Below are 24,000 nucleotides of genomic sequence, written 5' to 3' on the forward strand. Positions count from 1 at the left end.
CACTGGTTCTTGTTGCTGACAGCCGTTTCCTGCGGCTTCGGTAGGCTTGGTCGCGAGTGAAATGACTCACTCGTGATTGGCTTAAACAAGGATTAGAAAAATGAAATTCCGCTTTAAACGCAGCATGAATACGCTGGCGCGAATCATCCTGCTTTCGCTGACCAGCAGCGTCGCCCTCGCAGCGCCTTCCAGTGCAGCACTTGAATACGCAAGCGCCAGCGAGCTGAGTGCAATGATGGTCAACAACGAATTGACCTCGGTCGCATTGGTTCAACACCTCATCACACGCATTGCGGATCTGGACAAGCAAGGCCCGTCCCTCAATGCCGTTATCGAAATGAATTCCCAGGCTCTCGACATCGCAGCCGCGATGGACGATGAGCGTGCGCAAGGCAAGAGTCGTGGCCCGTTGCACGGTATCCCGGTGCTGTTGAAGGACAACTTCGATACCGCTGACGGCATGCAAACCAGTGCCGGCTCGTTGGCCATGGTCGGACAACCGGCGGCTCAGGATGCTTTCACGGTTAAACAACTGCGCGATGCCGGCGCCATCCTGCTGGGTAAGGCCAATATGAGCGAGTGGTCGGGCATGCGTGATATGTCTCTGCCCCTGGGGTGGAGCGGGCGTGGCGGTCAGGGGAAAAATCCTCATGTGCTGAGTGAGAGCACCTGTGGTTCCAGTTCTGGCCCGGCGGCTGCGGTAGCCGCCGGTTTCACACCACTGGCGTTGGGGACTGAAACCAATGGTTCGATCAGTTGCCCGGCGTCGGCCAACGGTGTGGTTGGCGTCAAACCGACGCTGGGTTTGTTCAGTCGCTCCGGCATCGTGCCGATCACCCGCCTGCAGGACACGCCGGGCACGCTGACCCGTACCGTGCGCGATGCCGCGCTGCTGTTCAACGTCATGCAAGGCATTGACGTTTCGGACAGCGCCACTGCCGACGCGCCCACTGGCGTCGACTACACCGCACTGCTTTCCAGGAACGCCTTGCGAGGTAAACGGATCGGTTATCCGATCGCGTACACAGGGTCCCACGATACGAAGCTGAGCCCGAGTCTGGAGATGCTGGTGGCTATGGCAACTCTGGAGGAGCAGGGCGCCACGCTGGTCCCGCTGACTGTGCGTCTTCCGGATATCGATGACTACATCGATGGCCTGATGGGCGGGATGAAGCATGAACTGCCCGAATATCTCGCCAGCCGCCAGGGGATGCCGATCAATTCATTGCAGGCATTGATCGATTTCAACCAGGCCATCCCCGGTGAGGAGCAACACGGCCAGCAGATGCTGGAGGCCATCAACGCGTCGGCGCTTTCCCACCAGGAGGCGAGCGTACTGATTACCACCATCAGCCAGAACTTCAAAGACGCTATCGATGAGCAGGTGCGTGAGCACAAACTGGATGCCCTGTTCGCCGAATCGGACGGCTTTTCCCAGTTCTCCGCTGCGACCGCAGGCTACCCGGCAATCACCTTGCCCTCGGGCATGAGCGATGACGACACGCCGACCTCCGTGTTCTTTTACGGCCAGCCGTGGAGCGAGCCACAGTTGTTTGCCATGGCATACAGCTACGAACAGGCTTCGATGGAACTGCGGTATCCGCGGTTCAAGGAGTAAACACCTTGTTGGCAGTGCGTTGTCTTCGACTATTTGGAGCACTGCCGTATCAAGCGAACACCACCTCAATTCGGCCCTCTTTGCGAGAGCGGGGGGCCGGTTTGACCACAATCTGCACATCTCGGCCGAGGTGGGAAAGGCATTCCATCATCTTGGCCTCACTGATGCCGCGGAATTTTCCTCTCAGCATTTCGGATAGCTTGGGTTGTGATAACCCCAAGATTTCAGAAGCTTGAGATTGAGTGAGATGACGCGCTTTGATGATTTCACCGATCTTTGCGGCGAGTTGAGACTTGACCTGCATTTCACTGGCGTCGGGCAAGCCGAGGTCTTGATAGACGTTGCCGCTGCCTTCTTCGATTTCAATCATTTCTAAGTTCCTTTCGCGTGGTCCTGAGCGGCTTGAAGTCTCTTTCGGATCAGATCGACATCGCACTGCGCGGTTTTTGTACCGGTGGTCGACTTTTTCTGAAAACAATGCAGGACGTAAATTGCATTGCCAAAACGGACCGTGTAAACGGCGCGGTAGGTATTCGTATCAAAGTCCTCAATCAACTCGAGGACACCCGCGCCTCCAAACCCCTTCAGAGGTTTTGCATCTGGATGTCTGAGACCGCTTTGGGCCAAATCCAGTGCGTAACCAAAAACATCCTGTACATCAGTGGGCATCTGCTTGAGATCTTTCTTGCTACTGCTAACCCACAGGAGTGGCTTCCTTGTACTCATGCGAAAAATATACCTATATTGGGATAATCTCAATCAATTGGTTCAGTCAGCCATCGCATAATCTCCATGACTCGCTGATTCCGGCATCGCACTTCTGACATTTCCCCCACGCCCCGGCGCAAACCCCGGAAAGAACACCAACCCCTGCGCCTCGAACCGATAGGTCAACGCCAGCCGCACCGCATCCGCCACGTCCTGCTGCGCTTCGAATCGCTGTATGTCGTCTACTGAAACCTTGGCCTCTCGCGACAACTGTTCAACGCTCCAGCCCAACATCCCTCGGGCCTGGGCGCAATGGGTGGGGGTGAACTGGAAAAGGGCGATACGTTCGAGGATGAGGTTCATCGCTGAAGAGGCCATGGTGTGCTCCGGGCTCGAGAGTGCTGATGGAAAATGTACTGTGTTTTTGTACAGTTGTTTTCGGCCGGGATCAAATGCATTTTTTGATTTGCCCTAGTTCGCCGTCTCCAACCAGACGGACGGTGCCTGACCGAGGATCCGGCGGAACATCGTCGAGAACGCCGCCGGGCTGTCATAGCCGAAATCCAGGGCAATCCGCGTCACTGCTTCACCCGCCGCCAGCCGTGCCAGTGCCAATACCACGCAGGCGCGCTGGCGCCATTGACTGAAACTCAGGCCGGTCTGCTGACGAAACAGTCTGTTGAAGGTGCGTAAGCTTACGTGCAGCTGATCGGCCCAATGCTGGGGTGATTGGTGAGCATTCGGCTGATGCAGAAAGGTCTGACACAATTCGAGCAGTCTTCCGTCAGACGGCAGCGGGATATGCAACGGTAACGGTGCACTGCGCACCAATTCATGCAGCAACAGATCGATCAGCACTCCGTCGCGCCCGGTCAGGTCATAGGCCAGCGGCAGCTCCACTGCTTCCATCAGCAAGTGCCGCATCAACGGCGACACACTGATCACCTGACAACGCTCGCCCAGATCCACCGCCCCCGGCTCGATATACAAACTGCGCGTGCTGACCCCCAGCATCAACACCTCATGCGCCACACCCGGCGGAATCCACACCGCTCGCTGCGGCGGCACCACCCAGTTGCCATCATGCGTGCTGACCTGCATCACCCCCGTCGCGCCGTACAACAATTGCGCCCGTCGATGCGTATGACGTGGCAACAGATAGCCGTGGGAATAATCCGTACCGATCGCCACCACCGGGCGTGGCGTGTCATCCAGCAGATTGATCGAAACATTGCGCATCGAGCGGCACCCGGCAGTTGGCGTAAACGCGAACATTATTGGCTGACTTGCTGAAGCAGGCCAAGCACCGACGCTCTATCGTCGACCGCTCCCCAACCACGGACGACGCGCCATGTTCTACCTCTTGCTGACACTTTTCGGCTGCCTGACCGGCATCACCGCCGTGCTCTTCGGCTTCGGCGGCGGCTTCGTCGTCGTGCCGCTGCTGTACCGCATGCTCACCGCGAGCCACGGCGCCGACGACCCGATCAACCAATCCGCCATGCACATCGCCGTCGCCACCTCGACCTGCGTGATGATCGTCAACGCCCTGGTCGCCACCGGCAAACATCGCCGTGCCGGCAACCTCATCCGTGATTACCTGTGGCCCTTGGGCGGGTTCATCGGGTTGGGCGCGGTCGTTGGCGCAATCGCAGCGGTGTGGGTCAGCGGCGAAGTCATTCGCTATGCCTTCATCGCTTATCTCGGCGTAACGATTGTCGATTGTCTGCTGCGACGCGGCTTTCTTACGCAATCCGAAGGCGTTATCCCACGGCGACTGGGAACGCTGGAATCGTCCGGCGGCGGTGTAGGCATCGGCGCCATCGCAACCTTTCTCGGTGTAGGAGGAAGCGTCATGACCGTGCCGTTGTTGCGGCGTTGCGGGTTGAGCATGTCGCAGGCGACTTCGATGGCCAATCCATTGAGCGTGCCTGTGGCATTGGCGGGGACGCTGACTTACATGTTGTTGGCGGGGTTCAGCGAGACAGAAATCGGGCCATGGTTTGTCGGGTATGTGGATCTGCTGGCGTTTGCGGTGCTGACGCTCGGATCGTTGCTGGGGATTCGACTGGCCACGCCGTGGATCGGGCGGATACCTGATCGGGTGCATGCTTGGGTTTATATTGGATTGTTGGTTATTGTGATGTTGGGAGTGTCGATGAAGTAATCGTCTACCGACAGACCCATAATCCATCGTCCCCAGTATTTATCAGAGATCAAGGATGCTGATCTTCAACTGCACCGAAGCTGCCAGCAAGTTCTTCAGTCGCGTCCATCAGGGCAAAAAGATCACCCCGGTGGATTTCGCCCCGCCGTCATCAACCATCGAAGATGATGAGATGGGCAGTGGTGTCGAACAGTGGCTGGTGCATGCGATCACCGTGCAACGAAAGCATGTGCTGTTCGCCATGCATATCAAGACTCGCTATTGCATGGTTTTCGCCGACATGAAAAAGGCTGATCTGGATGCATTTGTGGGGCAATTCGCTGATCGCTGGTTCAACGGTGTAATGCTTCATGCAACCCATCACGGGCTCTCCGAGTGGATTGATATCGAACCGTTGATTGAGCGATTCCAGTGGATGTGTCGACCGCAGCAGTTCTATCGCCGCAGCCATCGCAGCGCACAAAAACACATCGATGAAATTGCCTGGGTCTTCCAGGACAAGGCCGCAGGGGCCGGTTGTTTACCGCCTCATGAAGTCGCAGCCATGGTGTTCGACGCGCAGATGAACGACACCCCAAGAAACAGCAAGGGCGCCAAGGGTTACTACTACCCGGATGAGGAGATGACCGTTCATTGGCTTCGTCGTTATTGCGCTCTGGATGAGGACGAAGTTCAAGTGGCCAAGGACCGGCGCAAGCAAGTGTATCGGGAGATCGCAGCAGTCGAGCGCGCAGCCTGGCTGGAAGAATACAACCGACGAAACTCGATTACTTAAGCAACCCTCGCCATAATCCGCCCCGCATTCACTAGCGCCGGCACTTATGTCCCGGCGCGACCTCCGACTCACTCAGGGATCGATCCATGCTCAAGGGACTGTTGCGCCTGGCGCCATATGCCGCCGCGTTGTTTTCACTGCTTTCCACCGCTCAGGCTGACGACGGCAGACGTGTGTTTACCGGCACGCTGGGCAAGACGCCGATTGTGGTCGAGCTCAATACACAGCAGCTGGATGAAGTGACCGGTCGCTACTTCTACGAGAAGTATCACCGCGATTTGGCCCTCAGCGGCGCGTTGCAGGACAGCACGCTGACGTTGGTCGAGGGCAACAATCGCTACGGCGATGACAAGCCTTTGCCGACCCTCAAGCTGGAAGAAACCGCCAACGGTTGGCGAGGCGAATGGCAAAACCCGAAGGGCAAAAAGCTGCCGGTACAACTGGTCGAGGCCAAACTTCCAGCGCCGACTGCAACGACGTTGCCCTTCATTGCCACTTTGCCGAAAGACGATCCCTACGAGTATTTGCGGTTACAGGGGCTCAAGCTCAAACCGGGGAAGAAAGACAACTTCATGGGCTACGACCTGCAATGGTGGGCGGAGCCGGAGTCGAAAATCTCTTTCTTCAGTATTGAGTCCGGTTATCCCAAACAGGAGCAACAGCGGATCAACGAGCAATTGTTGGGACGGCTCTGGAAAGAGGTCATCAGTTATCACGCCTGCATGCTGCAAGGTGGTGAGAATGCCGAGCAATGGCAAAGCGTCGCGCCCACGTTTCTGTCGTCCGATATCGTCAGCCTGAACATCAACACCGGTTACGACTGTGGCGGCGCGCATCCGGATGTCGGCAACTCCCCGATCAATCTCAATGTTCATACTGGGCAAGCGATAAAGCTGGAAGACGTTTTGGCAGTGGGTGGGCGTGAAGGTACTTCGACTGGAACAAGCGAAGGCGAACAGAGGGAGGAGTTTGCGCGGTGGCTTATAAAGCAGTTCACCTCGCTGTATCCCGATGAAATGAAGAAGCCCGCCGAAGGTGATGAAGACAGCTGCGACTACACCGATGAAAACGTCTGGGGCGTTTTCGATTGGTACTTCACCGCCAAGGGCATCTACCTGGGGCCGTACTTCCCTCGCGTACAACGTGGTTGCGATGAACCCGAGTGGTCGATCCTGCCGTACTCAGTCGTCAAACAACACCCCGGCGCCGTCCAACTGCAACTGCCCAAGGGCTAACCATCACGCCAGACCCGGCGCTTCACGAATGATGAAGTGATCCAGGTTCTCGATATTGGCATTGAAGACCTCGAAAGGCTTTTCGGGGTTCTTCTTGCCCGGCACCTGCTTCAACTCCGGCGTCACGCCATAGAAGAAGCAGAACAACTCCTTGTCGCTGTCGATCGCGTGCTTGATCTCTTCCAGAAACGCCTTGCGCTTGCGGTAGTTGTCGATCAGCTTCTTGTTGAGATAGACACTGACCGGATAAGGCTTCTTCTTACTGTCATCCGGTTTCTTGAACCAGACCTTGTCCTCGAAATCGATCCGGAAACTGGCGCTGTGAAAGTCCTCGATCTTCTTGATCCGGCCCCAGTAAATCAGCCCCTTGTTATCCATCAAGTACTCGATCTTCTTGAAGAACGAACTGTACGGCGCCGTATGCTCGCCAATCTTCAACGGCATGCGCTTGAGCAAATCCTTGTCCGCGAAGTTCGACACAAAACACTCCACGGGGTGAGCGAAGACACTGGTCTTGTCCGGCGCCGTCTCACGACTCGGCGACTCTTTTGAGGGGGTAGCCGCCACGCGCACCGGATCATCCCGCAACACATCCGCCGCCCCCGCAGGCGCAGCAGGCTTGCGCATATACTCACGACGCGTCAGCAACAACTCCGACGGAAAATGCTCCTCCCGCCCGTCATCCGCTTCCCCATCCGCCGCCTCAACCCCCGACGCCGACGTCTTCAAACTCACATACGGACAACCCGCCACATGCTGCGTACCGGGCAGATTCTTGAAGTGCGGCGTACGCACGTAATTCACGTTCTTGGCGTTGAACGTGCCCAACTCGTTGGAAGCGTCGAACGCCGCACGACAGGCGTCGTTAGGGCACTGGAAGTGTTCCTTCGCAGAATCGAACGCCACCGTCTCATCGAAATTGAGATCGCGAACGTCATAGATCGACAGTTTGTCGTCGAGGCTGAGGCAGTAGGCGAGGTCGAATTTCATGGTGGGGCTCGGGTCCTTGAGTGGGAGAGGGGTATTAATAGCGGGTGGTGGGGTGTGTTGCACTGATTGTTTTCAGAATGATGCAGAACCCGTCTGCCGAGGATTGGCTGTCCCCGATACTCCGGGTCATAAAACAACCGCTGCTTGAGTTTTTCAAGCAGCGGTTGTTTGATATCAGTAACTACGCAGCATTCGTGAAGCTTTACGCCACCAGGATTCCTGCCGATTGAACGGATCCTCTGCAAGCAAACACGGCATGTCCCGTAACCGAATCCACGGCTCATCCTGCCAGTGCAACGTGCTCAGCGACATCTTCGGCCAGCTCAAAACACTCAATGTTGGACGCTCAACCGAGCGCATCGGACGGGCATCTCGCAGCGCAGGCACAACCTGATGCGTCACCCACTCGCGAAGCTGCCGATACTCGGGGCTGTAGTGATAGATCAGCAGCGCATACACACCTGACTCGCTGACCATCAAGTGTTCTCCGGCTTCGCCGTAGGTCTCAACGCGCATCATCTGCCGCTGATCGGCATCGAGTTTGCGCAGCTGTCGCTCATCAAGATATTTGCCCATCAACCGCCCCAGTTCATGGACGCAGAACCAGGCCTGGTTCTCCACCAGAAGGGCATGCAGGTGGGTTTTGTTGAGGGGAAAACGAGTCGGAAGCAGCTACTTAAAACTCGCTGGGCAGTAGAGAAAATCTTTCCATTGTTCAAGATTGTTACGACAGAGGTTATGCGCCGATAAGTATCCTGTGCGATTTACAAAAAAACTGCGCAAATCAATGTTTGATAAATGCGCAGTTTCGTATTGGTCGATCAGTCTTTTACCTGCCATTTGACATACTCAGTCGGCAGCAGTTTTGTAATTTCGTCGCTGTCCATCTGACGTAAGTTGTAAGTGCGCTCGAATTGTTTAAAGGTGAAAGGCAGACGGCGAATTCCACCTAGCCCAGCTTTGCTCTTCGGGTCGCAGCGATCTTTCTTTTGTCGTTGGCTAGTCACTCCTTTTTTTACCGATCCATCGGGCATCGCATAAAGCGCATTTGCAACGGGCCAAAAACTTCGATGCGCGTAGATTTCTTGACGTGACGTCATTTGTTCCGCCATTTCCCCCCAAGGCGATCTCAGGGATCCTAAGGCCACCTTGGCTGCGGTGCCATGCAGACTCACAAGATCCCACGCGGTTCGTGCAACGAGTCGATATGCCAATCTGGGAGACTGCATTATGTAGTGCGGCTTCGCTAAAGGTTTTCCTACACCAGCACCTCGTCCTTTACTCGTTAAGCTGTCGATGAAAGCTAGTGAGATCCATGCCCACATTCCATGATTCGACAAGAGGGAAAACCGATCAACACCGCCCACAAAAACGTGATTTGATAGGTACTCGCCTAGCTCAAAGCTTGTGGAAAACTTTTTGGAAAAATCGATTAGATATGCACTATCAACAACATCGGTAAATGTATCGTTCTCTAAAAGCTCCTTTGGAGCCGCCCCGATAGGGTTGTCTAACCAAGCAGCAAGCTTGGCAATGCCTACTTCACTAAGTGATCTGACTTGGCTTGTCATGATGACGCACCTTCCATATCGGCTAAAACTTCAGCCATGTGATGTTTAAAAATCCCTTTTGCTGCGAATCTCCGAACAACATCATCGGCCCAGTTTTCTTGAGCTAGGTTATCGTCTTCATAGGACTCATCGGGCAGGTTAGTACCCAACATGATGATAAAGTCCGTCCATGCGGAAATCCAAGTTTCGGAGTCATCAAGCGCCGAGGGGTCTTTTGCGATTGCAATTGCAATTTGACGCATTACTTCCGGCATGACGAGAGAACCAAACCAAGGCTGGTTTACTGCAGAAGCGGCAGTGGGGAATAAAGATCGCTCAACTAGTACATTCGGTTTTTCACCCTGTCCTTTGCCTTCTGGAAGTATAAGCTTCCAAGCTATGCCATGAAGATCGGTGGGTTCAATGTCGACTAGGCTGGAACCGAGATTTCCTGCTTCGTCTAACGCTCTAACACCGTCTGCATAACCAACGAGCAGCGATTCGCCTGGTTTGTTAAAAATGAATCTGAACTTTAAAGGCTTATCTGTGGCGATATCCCGAATGCTCATCGAGGTTTTTTTGAAATCGAACAGAGGGCCAAGTTCGAAGTACTCTTCTGTACTTCCCGCTTGGACGATACAGCCCATTAGCACGGATGGATCAAGATCTGCTGCCGCATAATCGAAGCTGTCCACCCAAAAAACTCTTCCGTCAGACGAATCATTTCTAACTCGAACCAAGAAATGTTTCTTGTCAATCTGCCTTAGCCGGGTTGGGTTAGTCGTCCTCGTTATTTGTCCCATCGGACACCTCCTGATACTTCACGCGGATTTCAAGCTGTCGCTTACGATCAAAGCCATCAACTGATAGCCAAGAGTTTTCATCCTCCAAGCGGAAGCTCATTGTATTAAGGGCAGCAGTAAAATGGGAAACTTTAGAGTGTTTACGTGGATATGATGATTCATCACCGATCCAAAAGTCAGCGGCATCCCAAAGCTTGAATGCGTCACCAATAACAGTGGCGTAGGCTAATGTAATCGTACAGTCAATCGGGAAAGTGAATCCCTCTGCTGCATTCGCACGAACCTCGAATCCTTCATCGAGGATTTTGAGTACAACAGGTTTTGGTTTTGGCTTTGGAATATCTACCGGCGGCAGTTGTTCACCCCTAGGAGTTTCTGGCGTAACTCCACTCCCTCCTAAACGTTTGACAGGGGGCGAAGCTGGATCGGAAAAATAAATCGCTAAGGCGGTTTCGTCTTTTTTGCCCTCTGGTGAAATCAGTTGAACTAATCGAAGTGCAGCATTGCGGACTGCATTCAGCGCGTCATTGGGAGAAAAGTATTGAGATACGACTTTTGGGCGCCGAGCATTCCAGTTACGATGCGTTGGCTCTTCGGCAGCGACTAGCAAATCAGAGAGTTTTGGGTCTTGAATAAAGGTAAGTGCCATTACTGGGACGATGATTCTTGCAGCCTTCAACCTTTTTTCGCCATCGATTCCTAAGTCTTGTCTAACGAACAACTCTTGGCTCTGTTCTGCATTCTCGTCTTGCTGGAGGAAAACTGTGAACGTTGCAATGGATGTTTCTTTCGGTTGTTTCTTTTTGACTGGGATAAGAAAATCTACTGAAACTAATTCGGATTTTCCGAATTTTTCTTTCAAAGACGTTAGCTCAACTTCTTTGAATGCATTAACCGTCAGTTTCGCCTCTTTAGACCACGAATCATTTGTCGTAGCGGTGACCGCTTCATTCGCGTTCCGTGCAGTTAATGCGAGAAAATTACGATATCCCTTGCTCAGTCGGCATTGTTCTCCCATGTCATCCGCTACGTCTGCGATGCTTGATGAATCTAAAGTAATGTTGCCGACTTTTACCACTAATCGACCGCGATTGATGGCAAAAAAGAATTCGTTGATAACCGCATTGCGCAACGCTTTTTCCGTTATATCTTCTGCCGGCATCGGGACTATGAAGGTCGTTCCGGCTTCCGCTCTTCTAGCTAGACCAAGCTCTGCCTTGATTCCTTCGAGCATCTGAGTGTTTTCTACAGGGATTGCTAGCTCATTTGGATCACTGATTGCTCCCCATCTAGCTTCCTTTGCCCAGCGCCTGCTGTCCTCCGGTAGCTTGTAATTACGTTTGAAGCGGCAGCAGCCAAAGAGCAGCTCTAGTCGATCCGATTTACGCTTGGTCAGCGCAAAAACGCTCCTTAGCTTGCTAGCTAAGTACAAGGTGATTTTCCCTTGACCTGCCCCCCCGTTAGACTTAGTCGTTTTCGCGCCTTCACCTTCTCGAAACCAGAATGCATTCCAATTTTGCGTTGGTCCCTCGAGTGAGGAGTCCGTGTAGCATCCCTCCAGTCCAGTTGTTCCGAAATCCTCGATTACCAGAAACGTCATCTTCGCTGGTAGTTGATCGTTCTCGATCAGTTCGCCGGCTTGGAAGTGCTTAATCCAGTCGTCTGAGAAAATGGAGCGGGCGAACTTAGTAGTGGCCAAGTCTACCGTGGCCAGCTTGTATTCAACGCGCACGACGCTTTCACTGCTCCGCGCGTCCAAGGGATTCTGCAAGGTTTCACGAACGAGGATTTCAACGCTAGTACGTTCCTCATCCGCAAAATTGTCATCTGAAATGCTTGATCCCGAAGTCTCATTCGGATTTAGCGGGCGAAACTGCCAATGAACCACAATCAAATCTCCCTATCATTAGTAGATTCAGAACAATTAGTGCCTACAATTTGAAGTCGCCACCAGCTGCGTTTTCTGCGTCGGAAAAACGAGTCTTGGCTTGGTCTAGCTCCTTCTGCAAAGTCTTGAAGATTTTCTTTATGTCCTCATCACTAAAACTGTAGGCACTGCGGTTGGATAGGTTTCCGATCAAGCGAATATCATTGAGCGCTCGATTTACACGCTGCTCAGCTAATCGTACGAATTTTTCTCTTTTTTCTGACATTTTTCCTCAAATCTCCTACAAGGTTTCAGGAATATTCCTGAAACCTTTGGGTAATGTTTAGTGAATTTTTCTTCTTTAGTCAATTTTTTTTGCAGGCTGATTGCCATCACTCGCGGTGTGATGCTGCTCACGTCGCAAAAAAGACGGTGGCGTGGGGCATAGAGAGAGACGTATCAGACGAGGTGGCTGTTAAATTAAGAAGGCCCCTCAAAGAGATCAGGCCAAGACACGTTTTTTTGATTACAATCCTTGATCGCATTTAGGATCCAGCTGATCTCAGCCTCAGGCTTGCGAATTCCGCACTCCCAAAGCTCGAAGACACGCCATCCTTGCTGCAGAAGCTCGTTTTTTTGCCTGATGTCTCGCTTCACGTTTTGATCGAATTTTAGCTGCCAAAATTCTTCGTGAGTTCGAGGGGTTGTGGCGTATTTACAGCCAGGGTGTCTGTGCCAAAAGCAGCCATGAATGAAAATGCAGACGTTGTAGCGAGGAAGCACAATATCTGGCTTGCCTGGAAGCTTCCGAGAATGCAGTCGATACCTGAAACCGTGTCGGTGCAGCAGCTTGCGGACCTTCATTTCGGGAGATGTATTACTGCCGCGGATACCGGCCATCATCCGAGACCTGACTTCTTTACTGACTATGTCCATGACTGAGCCCCAGATGAATTTGCCTTTAGGCCGAGATACCAATATCGAATGTGACACTGCGCTTTCGAAGCCAATTCAGATTGTCGACCTTTTCGCAGGCCCTGGAGGTCTTGGTGAGGGTTTCGCTTCTTCTGGTGATGGCTCACGATTTGAGATTTTAGTCTCAGCCGAAATGAACCCGATTGCCCGTGAAACGCTAAAGTTGAGAGCCTTCTACCGCCTGCTTAAAAAACAGAATCCAAAGCAGCTGAGCGACTACTACGATTTCTGTAATGGTTTGAGCCCTACACCGTATAGCGATTTGAGCGAGGCTCAGTGGCTGGAAGCGGATAAGGAGGCTAGGTGTATCACTTTGGGATCTAAGGAAGGGGATGAGGAGCTTGATGGGATTCTTGACGAAAAGCTCGAGAACAGGCCTTGGGTTCTAATTGGCGGGCCTCCATGCCAAGCCTACTCAATTGTCGGTAGGTCGCGTAATCAGGGGAAGGCCGATTACAGCGCTGAAAATGATCACCGTCATTTTCTGTACAAGGAATATCTTCGAATCATCAAGGAAAGAAAGCCTGCTGTTTTTGTGATGGAGAATGTAAAAGGAATTCTGTCTTCAAAAATCGCGGGTGAAAGCATCTTTTCCCAGATTTTGCAGGATCTCACCGACCCGAATAAAGCGCTTGGTGATCCTTCACCGGGCAAAAAATATCGCATATGTTCGCTTGTGACTGGTCAATCTTTCGGGCCGGGTGACGATGTAAGTAAGGTCGATCCTCGAAGCTATATTATTAAATCGGAGGAGTATGGGATTCCTCAGGCAAGGCATCGAGTGATACTTCTAGGGATTGCATTGGACGAGTACGGAGATACAGAGCAATACGAATGTATTGAGAAGGCTATTGGAAGAGTAAGTACGAGGCAGGTTCTCAGTGATTTACCTGCATTACGTAGTCGTCTGACCAAACAGTCCGATGATGGAGAAGTATGGTACAGAGAAGTTGCCAATCATCTAGATGGGCTTATTTTAGAAGTTGATAGTGGATTGGAACCGAAACTTCATGCTGAGATGAAAATCGCCCGTGAAGCTCTTCTTTCTACCTCTCTTGACGTTGGCGCTCTTCGTGTTCCTCGTATTAATGACGATGGGAAGACGAAAGATGAAGCTTTGGATTGTTGGTATCGTGATAGCAACTTGGGTTTTTGGCTTAATCATGATGCGCGTGGACATATGCTTTCTGATTTGCGGCGCTACATGTTTGCCAGTGTATATGCTCGAGCTTATAAGGTTTCACCAAAAGGACACCAGCAATTCAGCCTGTCTGGATTAGCTCCCGCTCATAAAAACTGGGAGACGGGTAAGTTTAGTGATCGCTTCAGAGTGCAGCTGGAACAGCTTCCTGCAACAACTGTTACTAGTCATATATCTAAAGATGGCCACTATTTTATTCATTATGATCCAAAGCAGTGTCGCAGTTTGACGGTCAGAGAAGCTGCCCGGCTTCAAACATTTCCAGATAACTACTTTTTTCAAGGTAATCGAACCCATCAGTTTCATCAGGTTGGGAACGCGGTTCCACCTCTGCTTGCCAATAAAATAGCTTCTGTAGTTTTTTCCATAGTGCAAAAGAAATCGAAGGTGGTAGAGCGCTTGTCATAGCTTGGTGATGAGAGTCTCTTCGACACAACCTACATTTCAAGCCTCGCGTAGCGAGGCTTTGCTGATCTGTAAAGGACGTGAGCAGCAAATTTGGTTAGTATTTATACCAAGACTGATATTTATTCGAAGTTACCGCCTTTCCTGTTTTCTTTTCAAGTTGATTGCATTCCTTGCAAAGCAGTTGAATGTTGGAGATGTCATTAAAGCCGTGCCCCGCCAACGGTACAATGTGGTCGTAGTTTTCTTGGTTTTCCAAATTAACTTGACCGGATAAATCTTTATCGCACAGTACGCATCGGCCTCTGTCGCGATAAAAGACAGCTCTTCTAACCCATTTTGGTATGGTGGTGCGTTTCAGTACGCCTGGCCTTTTGAAGAGATCTTTGATTTCTTTAGGGCAAGGGGAAGTGGATTCTGTCTCTAGCGCGTCAGCCATCATGATATTGAAGACTTTCATCAGGTCGCGGTTCTGAAATAGGACATGAAATATCTCTTTGGATATGTGTTCTATTAGTTTGTCAAATACCCCGTCCTCACGAAGCTCATGGATATACTCGTAAACGTCGTCTATGTTGCAGTCAATGAACACTTTTCTCTTGTTTTGTAAGAATTCTTCAAAGCTTCGATGTTTCATGTTGTGGTGTTCGAGTGCACGTTCAATTGGTAGTACGTGTGGTCGCATGTGTTTTAGTGCAAAGGGTAGCTCTAGTAATGATTCATATATTGTTTTCTTTTTTTCAAGCACAGATTCATCAGCCTGATCGTAATAGACGTCGTGAATAATGAACTCGATAAACTCATGGAATAAAGAGTATTTGCTGAAGGTGCTCATTCTGTAGTTTATTCGTCCATCTCCATGAAATTCATTTAGCATTCTGAGATAGTCGTCAGGGTAATAAAGGATATTTTTTATAATGTTACAAAAGTAGTATGTGTCGTAAAATTTTGCCTCAAGCATTTTTTTCTCGGTTTTTATGGTGTGAGAATTTAGTGATTTTTTTTGCTTCGGATTGATTAATTATATTCATAAAAAAGCCCCGATAAAATCGGGGCTTTTTGTTTTCTCAACTCGACGACTCAAGCAGCAATCGTCAAATCGTGGCGACCGAGACGATTAGTCCCAGCTCAGAGCACCACCAGTCTGATACTCAATAACCCGAGTCTCAAAGAAATTCTTCTCTTTCTTCAAGTCCATGATCTCGCTCATCCAAGGGAACGGGTTAGTCGTCCCTGGGTACTCTTCCTTCAAACCGATCTGCGACAGACGACGGTTAGCGATGAACTTCAGGTAGTCCTCCATCATCGCCGCGTTCATGCCCAGTACGCCGCGAGGCATGGTGTCACGCGCGTATTCGATTTCCAGCTGGGTGCCTTGCAGGATCATCTGCGAAGCTTCTTCCTTCATTTCGGCATCCCACAGGTGTGGGTTTTCGATTTTGATCTGGTTGATCACGTCGATGCCGAAGTTCAGGTGCATGGATTCGTCGCGCAGGATGTACTGGAACTGCTCGGCGACGCCGGTCATTTTGTTGCGGCGGCCCATGGAGAGGATCTGGGTGAAGCCGCAGTAGAAGAAGATGCCTTCCAGAACGCAGTAGTAGGCGATCAGGTTGCGCAGCAACTCTTTGTCGGTTTCGACGGTGCCGGTGTTGAATTCCGGGTCGGAGATGGCGCGGGTGTATTTAAGGCCCCAGGCGGCTTTTTTCGCGACCGACGGGATCTCGTGGTACATGTTGAAGATCTCGCCTTCATCCATGCCCAGCGATTCGATGCAGTACTGGTAGGCGTGGGTGTGGATCGCCTCTTCGAACGCCTGGCGCAGGATGTACTGGCGGCATTCCGGGTTGGTGATCAGGCGGTACACGGCCAGGGCCAGGTTGTTGGCAACCAGGGAGTCGGCGGTGGAGAAGAAGCCGAGGTTGCGCATCACGATGCGGCGCTCGTCGTCGGTCAGGCCTTCCGGGTTTTTCCAGAGGGCGATGTCGGCGGTCATGTTGACTTCTTGCGGCATCCAGTGGTTTGCGCAGCCGTCCAGGTATTTCTGCCAGGCCCAGTCGTACTTGAATGGCACGAGCTGGTTGAGGTCGGCGCGGCAGTTGATCATGCGCTTTTCGTCAACGGCGACACGGGCGGCGGAGCCTTCGAGTTCGGCGAGGCCTTCGGCGACGTCGAGGGAATCCAGTGCAGCCTTGGCGCGAGCCACGGCGGCCGAGTCTTCGGCGGTCACGGCGCGGGCTTCGAGGGCGGCGGCACCGCCGGCGCTGTCGAGGCGGTCCATGTTGGCTTCGCTAGCGTGGCCGGCGTTGGCGCCTTTCACTGCTGCTACTTCACTGTCTTCTTTGTCGAATTCGTCCCAGCTCAGCATGACGTGTCGTCTCCTGCGTGAGGGCCTGTGCCCGTGTGAAAACTGATTGGTTGGTTTTTCACACGGCCTTACAGGCCGCGTTGGATGTCGTTTTTTGCAGCGGTGCTACGCAGGCAATAAACAGAAAATTTTTACGGGTTTCCGAGAGCCTCTGACGGGCGCAGGTCAGCGTTGTCGCTGCTGCGGGGCTTCAGAATGGCTTTGATCCCTGTAAGGGAATATTGCTGACCCGATTAGGGCGGCATTATAGGGAAAAAAACACGGGCGTGGGGGAGGGCGAAACAGCGCAGGGCGGTCGAGCGCGCGGGTGATTTCGATCGGAGCGAGGGTTTACAGGGCTTTCGCCGGGATTGGCCCCGGAGAAAATTTTTTCATTAATTTTTTGGCGTGTGATTGATTGCTCAAAAAACGAGCAAAAAACCGCGTTTTTCACTATATCTTGTGTTTTGCAACCCTTTTGCGCCGCTTCAAACACAACTGAGCCCGACCGAAGCCGGGCTGGAATCGACTCTCGATGTTGCGCTGAGTGATCCGATTCGGTGCAGTCTCAACGCATCAATTGGTGCAGCCGTTACCCATGATGCTGTAACGCAGAATGTGACGCTGACCCTTGGAGTCGTCGTATTCCATTTTCGCCGGAACAACTTCACAGACATTTGGAACTTCGCTCATCGATACAACTTTGGCGATGTCCAGGTGAGTGGAGTAAGTGTATTCCTCGATAGCCGGTTGTTGCTGTGCGACATCAGTCGGAACCTCGTCTGCCATGGCGGTTGCGCACAGACTGCTGAGGGCCAGAACCAATAAAGCTTTCATTTGAAATTTACCTTCTTGAGGTCGAGTGGGGTCACGCAACCTTTGTGGGGTTGCGTGTGGAACTTCATCGTTTTGCTTTGTTACTTCAGAACTGGATTAACGGCCTTCGTGGGGGCTGTAACCTTGTTAATCGCTTTGCCTTGTCGGCGAGGTGAATTTTAGGGAGGCGGGGCAGGGGTAAACAGACCCGGTTTTGATAAACACCTTTGGCAGATTTGGTAACAATCCTCGGATGCGGTGTTACCGGCGCTGCGGCTTTCCCGGGAAACCGGGTCGTCTGAATCGCTGGCAGGCCAGCTCCCACAAGGGTTGCGGGGTTTGCTTCAGGGGTGTCTGTGGCATTTCTGGATGTTTTGTAGGGGCTTGTTACTACCATCGTCGAATGGTTCTATACGGGCGCCCCGGCTACAACAGGGTCATACAAAAACAACTATTACACCGAGGTAGGAAAGATGAGTGCGGCTTCCCTGTATCCCGTTCGTCCCGAGGTTCTGGCCAATACGCTGACCGACGAGGCGACCTACAAAGCCATGTACCAACAGTCGGTCGTCAACCCTGACGGCTTCTGGCGCGAACAAGCCAAGCGCCTCGACTGGATCAAGCCTTTCACCACGGTGAAACAGACTTCGTTCGACGATCACCATGTCGACATCAAGTGGTTTGCCGACGGCACCCTGAACGTTTCCTACAACTGCCTCGACCGTCATCTGGCCGAGCGCGGCGATCAGGTCGCCATCATCTGGGAAGGCGACGATCCTTCCGAAAGCCGCAACATCACCTACCGCGAACTGCACGAACAAGTGTGCAAACTCGCCAACGCCCTGCGTGGCCAGGACGTGCACCGCGGCGACGTGGTGACCATTTATATGCCGATGATCCCCGAAGCCGTGGTCGCCATGCTGGCCTGCACCCGGATCGGCGCGATTCACTCGGTGGTGTTCGGCGGTTTCTCGCCGGAAGCCCTGGCCGGTCGCATCATCGACTGCCGCTCGAAAGTGGTAATTACCGCTGATGAAGGTATCCGTGCCGGCAAGAAGATTTCCCTCAAGGCCAACGTCGACGACGCCCTGACCAACCCGGAAACCAGCAGCATCCAGAAAGTCATCGTGTGCAAGCGCACCGGCGGCGACATCAAGTGGAACCAGCATCGCGACATCTGGTACGAAGACCTGATGAAAGTGGCGGGCACTGTCTGCGCGCCGAAAGAGATGGGTGCCGAAGAAGCGCTGTTCATCCTTTATACCTCCGGCTCCACCGGCAAGCCGAAGGGCGTGCAGCACACCACTGGCGGCTACCTGTTGTACGCGGCCATGACTCATGAGCGCGTATTCGACTACCGTCCAGGCGAAATCTACTGGTGCACCGCCGACGTCGGCTGGGTCACCGGTCACAGCTACATCGTTTACGGCCCGCTGGCCAACGGCGCGACCACGCTGCTGTTCGAAGGCGTGCCGAACTATCCGGACATCACCCGGGTGGCGAAGATTGTCGACAAGCACAAGGTCAACATCCTCTACACCGCACCGACCGCGATCCGCGCGATGATGGCCTCCGGCACCGCCGCTGTTGAGGGCGCGGACGGCAGCAGCCTGCGTCTGCTCGGTTCGGTGGGCGAGCCGATCAACCCGGAAGCCTGGGACTGGTACTACAAGAACGTCGGCAAGTCCCGTTGCCCGATCGTCGACACCTGGTGGCAGACCGAAACCGGCGGCAACATGATGAGCCCGCTGCCGGGTGCTCATGCGCTGAAACCGGGTTCGGCCGCACGTCCGTTCTTCGGTGTGGTGCCGGCGCTGGTGGACAACCTCGGCAACATCATTGAGGGCGAGGCCGAAGGCAATCTGGTGATTCTCGACTCGTGGCCAGGTCAGGCGCGCACGCTGTACGGCGATCACGACCGTTTCGTCGACACCTACTTCAAGACCTTCCGTGGCATGTACTTCACCGGTGACGGCGCCCGTCGCGATGCCGACGGTTACTACTGGATCACCGGTCGCGTGGACGACGTGCTCAACGTGTCCGGCCACCGCATGGGGACTGCCGAAATCGAAAGTGCGATGGTTGCTCACCCGAAAGTCGCCGAAGCGGCGGTGGTCGGTGTACCGCACGACATCAAGGGGCAGGGCATTTATGTCTACGTCACCCTGAAAAATGGCGAAGAGCCGAGCGAGCAACTGCGCCTGGAGCTGAAGAACTGGGTGCGCAAAGAGATCGGGCCGATTGCTTCGCCGGACGTGATCCAGTGGGCGCCGGGGCTGCCGAAGACCCGTTCGGGCAAGATCATGCGCCGCATCCTGCGCAAGATCGCTACCGCCGAATACGAAGGCTTGGGCGACATCTCCACCCTGGCCGATCCGGGTGTGGTGCAGCATCTGATCGATACGCACAAGACCATGAACGTCGCGTAGCGGCGGGTCTGAAGGCTGAAAAAGCCCCGTCCGGCATTGCGCCGGGCGGGGCTTTTTCATTTGTGGCGTGATCGTTCCCACGTCGAGGCGTCGAACCGTCTGCGTGGTAGCGCCTCCCTGGACGCTCTGCGTCCGCTCTTGGGACGCGGAGCGTCCCGGGCTGCATTCCCACGCGGACGGTTCGACGCCTCGACGTGGGAACGATCAGTTAGGAGGGGGGGGCAGGGCGTGGGTGATCAGCAGCCAATAATTATCGAATTGCTCCGTCAGGCACTTCCTACTGTTACCCGTCCGCCTTCAAGTAACCGAATGTGTAACCGCCCGCTCCGCAACGGGGCATCCGGAAACGCATCGCCCCGTTTTAGAGCCTCAAAACACCCGGTGAAAAATAAGACATAACCCCGCGCTTGCCGGATTAGAAGGGTTTGCGAATAATAGGCCCGCAATTTGCAGCATAGATCGGTTCACTGTCTTTCGCTCTTGCATGAAATTGCAGGGCTGTCAATGTGCTCAAGCGGGTTTCTCGGTGCATCTGTAATTAGTTGTCGCATTGAAGAAATATCGGCTTCGGGCCTGTCGTTAGAATGCCGATCACTCGCTCGTCGTGGCTTGCGTTGAAGCCGTCGCGGTTTTGACTGGAACTGTCCCACGCACGCAGCAACCGATTTCGTTACACCCATTCGCATATTGGGCTGTCGCTCACTCTGCCGTTTTTGCCCTTTACCGATGGAGTCCCAAGATGAAGAAACTTGTGCTGCTTGGCGCCCTGGCACTGTCCGTGCTGTCCCTGCCGACATTCGCCGATGAAAAGCCTCTGAAAATCGGTATCGAAGCGGCTTACCCTCCATTCGCCTCCAAAGCGCCGGACGGCAGCATCGTCGGTTTCGACTACGACATCGGCAACGCGCTGTGCGAAGAAATGAAGGTCAAGTGCCAGTGGGTCGAGCAAGAGTTCGACGGTCTGATCCCGGCACTGAAAGTGCGCAAGATCGACGCGATCCTGTCGTCCATGTCCATCACTGACGACCGCAAGAAGTCCGTGGACTTCACCAACAAGTACTACAACACCCCGGCCCGCCTCGTGATGAAGGAAGGCACTCAGGTCAGCGAAGGTCTGGCTGAGCTGAAGGGCAAGAACATCGGCGTGCAGCGTGGTTCGATCCACGAGCGTTTCGCCCGCGAAGTCCTGGCCCCGCTGGGTGCCGAGATCAAGCCGTACGGCTCGCAGAACGAAATCTACCTCGACGTGGCCGCCGGCCGCCTCGACGGCACCGTGGCGGACGCTACGCTGTTGAATGACGGCTTCCTGAAAACCGACGCCGGCAAAGGCTTCGCGTTCGTCGGCCCGGCGTTCACCGACGTCAAATACTTCGGCGACGGCGTTGGTATCGCGGTACGCAAGGGCGACGCCCTGAAAGACAAGATCAACACCGCCATCGCGGCCATCCGCGAGAACGGCAAGTACAAGGCAATCCAGGACAAGTACTTCGACTTCGACATTTACGGCAAGTAAAGACGTCGCTCGACCCGTCCGAAATGGCGCAAGCAACAGGATCTCTGCGGTTTGCGCCATTTTTTCATCCCAACTTTCGAGGACCTGAATCATGTTGAAAGGCTACGGGGCTGTCATCCTCGATGGCGCTTGGCTGACGCTTCAGCTCGCCTTGTCGTCCATGGCCCTGGCCATCGTTCTCGGGCTGATCGGCGTCGCGTTGCGCCTGTCGCCGGTGCGCTGGCTGGCGTGGCTGGGCGATCTGTATTCCACGGTGATTCGCGGGATTCCCGACCTGGTGCTGATCCTGCTGATCTTCTACGGCGGTCAGGACCTGCTCAACCGCGTCGCACCGATGCTCGGCTATGACGACTACATCGACCTGAATCCGCTGGCCGCCGGTATCGGCACCCTCGGTTTCATCTTCGGAGCGTACCTGTCGGAAACCTTCCGCGGCGCGTTCATGGCGATCCCCAAAGGTCAGGCCGAAGCCGGCATGGCGTACGGCATGAGCAGCTTCCAGGTGTTCTTCCGGGTGCTGGTGCCGCAGATGATTCGTCTGGCGATTCCGGGCTTCACCAACAACTGGCTGGTATTGACCAAGGCCACCGCGCTGATTTCCGTGGTCGGTCTGCAGGACATGATGTTCAAGGCCAAGCAGGCGGCCGACGCCACCCGCGAGCCTTTCACCTTCTTCCTCGCAGTGGCGGCGATGTACCTGGTGATCACCAGTGTCTCGTTGCTGGCGCTGCGTCACCTTGAGAAGCGCTACTCGGTAGGCGTAAGGGCGGCTGATCTATGATCTTCGACTACAACGTCATTTGGGAGGCCCTGCCGCTGTACTTCGGCGGTCTGGTCACCACCCTCAAGTTGCTCGCGCTGTCGCTGTTCTTCGGTCTGCTCGCGGCCCTGCCGCTGGGGCTGATGCGTGTCTCCAAGAACGCTGTGGTCAACGGCGCGGCGTGGCTCTACACCTACGTGATTCGCGGCACGCCGATGCTGGTTCAACTGTTCCTGATCTACTACGGTCTGGCTCAGTTCGAAGCGGTGCGTGAAAGCTTTCTCTGGCCGTGGCTGTCCAGCGCAACGTTCTGTGCGTGCCTGGCGTTCGCGATCAACACCAGCGCCTACACCGCCGAAATCATTGCGGGCAGCCTGAAGGCCACGCCGAACGGCGAGATCGAAGCGGCCAAGGCCATGGGCATGTCGCGCTTCAAGATGTACAAGCGCATCCTGCTGCCATCGGCCCTGCGCCGGGCGCTGCCGCAGTACAGCAACGAAGTGATCATGATGCTGCAGACCACCAGTCTGGCGTCCATCGTGACCCTGATCGACATCACCGGCGCGGCCCGTACCGTCAACGCGCAGTTCTACCTGCCGTTCGAGGCGTACATCACCGCCGGCGTGTTCTACCTGTGCCTGACCTTCATTCTGGTGCGCCTGTTCAAGCTGGCCGAGCGTCGCTGGCTGAGCTACCTGGCCCCGAGGAAGCACTGATATGGAACGCATCGACCACGTTCTACCGTGGAGCCACCTGGGCAGCGAGCGCCGGATTTCGGTTTTTCGCTTCGGCAGCGGCGAGCGCAAGGCCTACATCCAGGCCAGCCTCCACGCTGACGAACTGCCCGGCATGCGCACCGCCTGGGAACTGAAAAAACGCCTCGGCGAACTCGAAGCCAAGGGCCTGCTCAACGGCATCATCGAACTGGTGCCGGTGGCCAACCCGCTGGGTCTCGGCCAGTTGCTGCAAGGCAATCATCAGGGCCGTTTCGAGGCCGGCAGCGGCAAGAATTTCAACCGTGATTTCGTCGAGCTCAGCGTGCCAGTGGCCGCCAGGCTGGAAGGACAGCTCGGTGATGATCCGCACGCCAACATCCGTCTGATCCGTCAGGCAATGGCCGATCATCTGGCCGCATTGCCCGAGGCCAGCAGCCAGTTGCAAGGCATGCAGCGCATCCTGCTGCAACACGCCGCCACCGCCGATGTGGTGCTGGATCTGCATTGCGACTGCGAAGCCGCGCTGCACATGTACGCCTTGCCGCAGCACTGGCCGCAGTGGCGTTCGCTCGCCGCGCACCTGGATGTGAAAGTCGGCCTGCTGGCGGAAGATTCCGGTGGCAGTTCGTTCGACGAGGCTTGCTCGTTGCCGTGGCTGCGTCTGTCGCGCCTGTTCCCGGACGCGCAGATTCCACTGGCGTGCCTGGCGACCACCGTTGAACTCGGCGGTCAGGCTGACACCACGCCGACGCAGGCCGAGGCTTGGGCAGAAGGCATTCTGGCGTTCCTCGCCGAGCAGGGCCTGATCCGTGGCGAGTGGCCGAACGCGGCGCACGAGCCGTGCGAAGGCATGCCGTTCGAGGGCACTGAATTGCTCCTGCCGCCGCATCCCGGCGTGGTGAGTTTTCTGCGCAAGCCCGGCGAGTGGGTTGAAGCCGGTGACAAGATTTTCGAAGTGATCGATCCGCTGTCGGATCGGGTCAGCACGGTGTGTGCTGGTACGTCCGGGGTGCTGTTTGCCATTGAGCGGCTGCGTTACGCCCAACCCGGTTTCTGGCTGGCCAAAGTGGCGGGGCGCGATGCGCTGCGCGACGGCCCTTTGCTCAACGACTGACTGTTTTTGTG

At 54.5% G+C, this 24,000-nt stretch carries 23 protein-coding genes; 10 read left to right on the forward strand and 13 right to left on the reverse strand.

Annotated features, from left to right (window positions below; translation table 11 throughout):
• Positions 1–100: 100 nt before the first annotated feature.
• A complete protein-coding gene (locus tag CAF80_RS23075; RefSeq protein ID WP_085667987.1) occupies positions 101–1,618 on the forward strand; it encodes an amidase family protein in 1,518 nt (505 codons plus the stop codon).
• A gap of 49 nt (positions 1,619–1,667) precedes the next feature.
• Here the strand turns inward: CAF80_RS23075 and CAF80_RS23080 are convergent, their stop codons facing one another.
• The 4 genes from CAF80_RS23080 to CAF80_RS23095 all read right to left on the reverse strand — a co-directional run bounded on the left by CAF80_RS23080 (position 1,668) and on the right by CAF80_RS23095 (position 3,565).
• The gene (locus tag CAF80_RS23080) at positions 1,668–1,988 is read right to left on the reverse strand and encodes a helix-turn-helix domain-containing protein (protein ID WP_039773303.1); all 321 of its coding nucleotides are present in this window, start codon (positions 1,986–1,988) and stop codon (positions 1,668–1,670) included.
• Positions 1,989–1,990: 2 nt separating this feature from the next.
• Complete coding sequence (locus CAF80_RS23085) at positions 1,991–2,344, reverse strand: type II toxin-antitoxin system RelE/ParE family toxin (protein ID WP_074688233.1); 354 nt, start codon at positions 2,342–2,344, stop codon at positions 1,991–1,993.
• Between the two features lie 42 nt (positions 2,345–2,386).
• Positions 2,387–2,704, reverse strand: coding sequence for a hypothetical protein (locus tag CAF80_RS23090; RefSeq protein WP_074688231.1), 318 nt, complete (start codon positions 2,702–2,704; stop codon positions 2,387–2,389).
• A 93-nt stretch (positions 2,705–2,797) separates the two neighbouring features.
• Complete coding sequence (locus tag CAF80_RS23095) at positions 2,798–3,565, reverse strand: helix-turn-helix domain-containing protein (protein ID WP_074688228.1); 768 nt, start codon at positions 3,563–3,565, stop codon at positions 2,798–2,800.
• Positions 3,566–3,677: 112 nt separating this feature from the next.
• Between CAF80_RS23095 and CAF80_RS23100 the strand changes: the two genes are divergently transcribed.
• The 3 genes from CAF80_RS23100 to CAF80_RS23110 all read left to right on the forward strand — a co-directional run bounded on the left by CAF80_RS23100 (position 3,678) and on the right by CAF80_RS23110 (position 6,503).
• Positions 3,678–4,493 (forward strand): sulfite exporter TauE/SafE family protein, encoded by an 816-nt coding sequence (locus CAF80_RS23100; RefSeq protein ID WP_085667988.1) that lies wholly within the window; start codon positions 3,678–3,680, stop codon positions 4,491–4,493.
• A 55-nt stretch (positions 4,494–4,548) separates the two neighbouring features.
• The gene (locus CAF80_RS23105) at positions 4,549–5,268 is read left to right on the forward strand and encodes a hypothetical protein (RefSeq protein WP_085667989.1); all 720 of its coding nucleotides are present in this window, start codon (positions 4,549–4,551) and stop codon (positions 5,266–5,268) included.
• Positions 5,269–5,354: 86 nt separating this feature from the next.
• A complete protein-coding gene (locus tag CAF80_RS23110) occupies positions 5,355–6,503 on the forward strand; it encodes a hypothetical protein (protein ID WP_085667990.1) in 1,149 nt (382 codons plus the stop codon).
• Positions 6,504–6,506: 3 nt separating this feature from the next.
• Here CAF80_RS23110 and CAF80_RS23115 read toward each other — a convergent pair whose 3' ends face one another.
• From CAF80_RS23115 to CAF80_RS23145, 6 genes are all read right to left on the reverse strand, one after another.
• Positions 6,507–7,493 carry a hypothetical protein gene (locus CAF80_RS23115; RefSeq protein WP_085667991.1) on the reverse strand — a complete coding sequence of 329 codons (987 nt, stop codon included), beginning with the start codon at positions 7,491–7,493 and terminating at the stop codon, positions 6,507–6,509.
• 174 nt (positions 7,494–7,667) lie between these two features.
• Positions 7,668–8,114, reverse strand: coding sequence for a Bro-N domain-containing protein (locus CAF80_RS23120; protein WP_305879867.1), 447 nt, complete (start codon positions 8,112–8,114; stop codon positions 7,668–7,670).
• Between the two features lie 200 nt (positions 8,115–8,314).
• Positions 8,315–9,064 (reverse strand): hypothetical protein, encoded by a 750-nt coding sequence (locus CAF80_RS23125; protein WP_085667993.1) that lies wholly within the window; start codon positions 9,062–9,064, stop codon positions 8,315–8,317.
• Entirely contained in the window at positions 9,061–9,738 is a 678-nt protein-coding gene (locus CAF80_RS23130; RefSeq protein WP_139831675.1) for a hypothetical protein, read from the reverse strand. Before CAF80_RS23130 ends, CAF80_RS23125 begins: the two co-directional genes overlap by 4 nt.
• An 82-nt stretch (positions 9,739–9,820) precedes the next feature.
• A complete protein-coding gene (locus CAF80_RS23135; RefSeq protein ID WP_139831676.1) occupies positions 9,821–11,734 on the reverse strand; it encodes a hypothetical protein in 1,914 nt (637 codons plus the stop codon).
• A gap of 459 nt (positions 11,735–12,193) precedes the next feature.
• Positions 12,194–12,649, reverse strand: coding sequence for a very short patch repair endonuclease (locus CAF80_RS23145; protein WP_085667997.1), 456 nt, complete (start codon positions 12,647–12,649; stop codon positions 12,194–12,196).
• On the opposite strand from CAF80_RS23145, the gene CAF80_RS23150 reads away from it, so the two are divergent.
• Positions 12,648–14,297, forward strand: coding sequence for a DNA cytosine methyltransferase (locus tag CAF80_RS23150; protein WP_256578199.1), 1,650 nt, complete (start codon positions 12,648–12,650; stop codon positions 14,295–14,297). The genes CAF80_RS23145 and CAF80_RS23150 overlap by 2 nt on opposite strands.
• Positions 14,298–14,391: 94 nt before the next feature.
• Here CAF80_RS23150 and CAF80_RS23155 read toward each other — a convergent pair whose 3' ends face one another.
• The 3 genes from CAF80_RS23155 to CAF80_RS23165 form a co-directional block, all read right to left on the reverse strand.
• On the reverse strand, positions 14,392–15,129 hold the full coding sequence (locus CAF80_RS23155) for an HNH endonuclease (protein ID WP_218191737.1): 738 nt from the start codon (positions 15,127–15,129) through the stop codon (positions 14,392–14,394).
• A 282-nt stretch (positions 15,130–15,411) separates the two neighbouring features.
• Positions 15,412–16,662 (reverse strand): ribonucleotide-diphosphate reductase subunit beta, encoded by a 1,251-nt coding sequence (locus CAF80_RS23160; RefSeq protein WP_007951068.1) that lies wholly within the window; start codon positions 16,660–16,662, stop codon positions 15,412–15,414.
• A 555-nt stretch (positions 16,663–17,217) separates the two neighbouring features.
• Positions 17,218–17,478, reverse strand: a complete 261-nt coding sequence (locus tag CAF80_RS23165; RefSeq protein ID WP_011335542.1) for a DUF2790 domain-containing protein — start codon at positions 17,476–17,478, stop codon at positions 17,218–17,220.
• A gap of 452 nt (positions 17,479–17,930) precedes the next feature.
• On the opposite strand from CAF80_RS23165, the gene acs reads away from it, so the two are divergent.
• The 5 genes from acs to CAF80_RS23195 all read left to right on the forward strand — a co-directional run bounded on the left by acs (position 17,931) and on the right by CAF80_RS23195 (position 23,989).
• The gene (gene acs / locus CAF80_RS23170) at positions 17,931–19,886 is read left to right on the forward strand and encodes an acetate--CoA ligase (protein ID WP_007951065.1); all 1,956 of its coding nucleotides are present in this window, start codon (positions 17,931–17,933) and stop codon (positions 19,884–19,886) included.
• A gap of 739 nt (positions 19,887–20,625) precedes the next feature.
• The gene (locus CAF80_RS23180; RefSeq protein WP_011335541.1) at positions 20,626–21,399 is read left to right on the forward strand and encodes an ABC transporter substrate-binding protein; all 774 of its coding nucleotides are present in this window, start codon (positions 20,626–20,628) and stop codon (positions 21,397–21,399) included.
• A gap of 91 nt (positions 21,400–21,490) precedes the next feature.
• Positions 21,491–22,180, forward strand: a complete 690-nt coding sequence (locus CAF80_RS23185) for an ABC transporter permease (RefSeq protein ID WP_007951063.1) — start codon at positions 21,491–21,493, stop codon at positions 22,178–22,180.
• Positions 22,177–22,875 carry an ABC transporter permease gene (locus CAF80_RS23190; protein WP_039772064.1) on the forward strand — a complete coding sequence of 233 codons (699 nt, stop codon included), beginning with the start codon at positions 22,177–22,179 and terminating at the stop codon, positions 22,873–22,875. The genes CAF80_RS23185 and CAF80_RS23190 overlap by 4 nt, the downstream gene beginning before the upstream one ends.
• Before the next feature lies 1 nt (position 22,876).
• Positions 22,877–23,989, forward strand: coding sequence for a succinylglutamate desuccinylase/aspartoacylase family protein (locus CAF80_RS23195; protein WP_074688203.1), 1,113 nt, complete (start codon positions 22,877–22,879; stop codon positions 23,987–23,989).
• Positions 23,990–24,000 lie beyond the last annotated feature (11 nt).

The sequence above is a fragment of the Pseudomonas sp. B34(2017) genome (assembly GCF_002112915.1).
In the GTDB taxonomy this organism is placed as follows: Bacteria; Pseudomonadota; Gammaproteobacteria; order Pseudomonadales; family Pseudomonadaceae; genus Aquipseudomonas; species Aquipseudomonas pharyngis.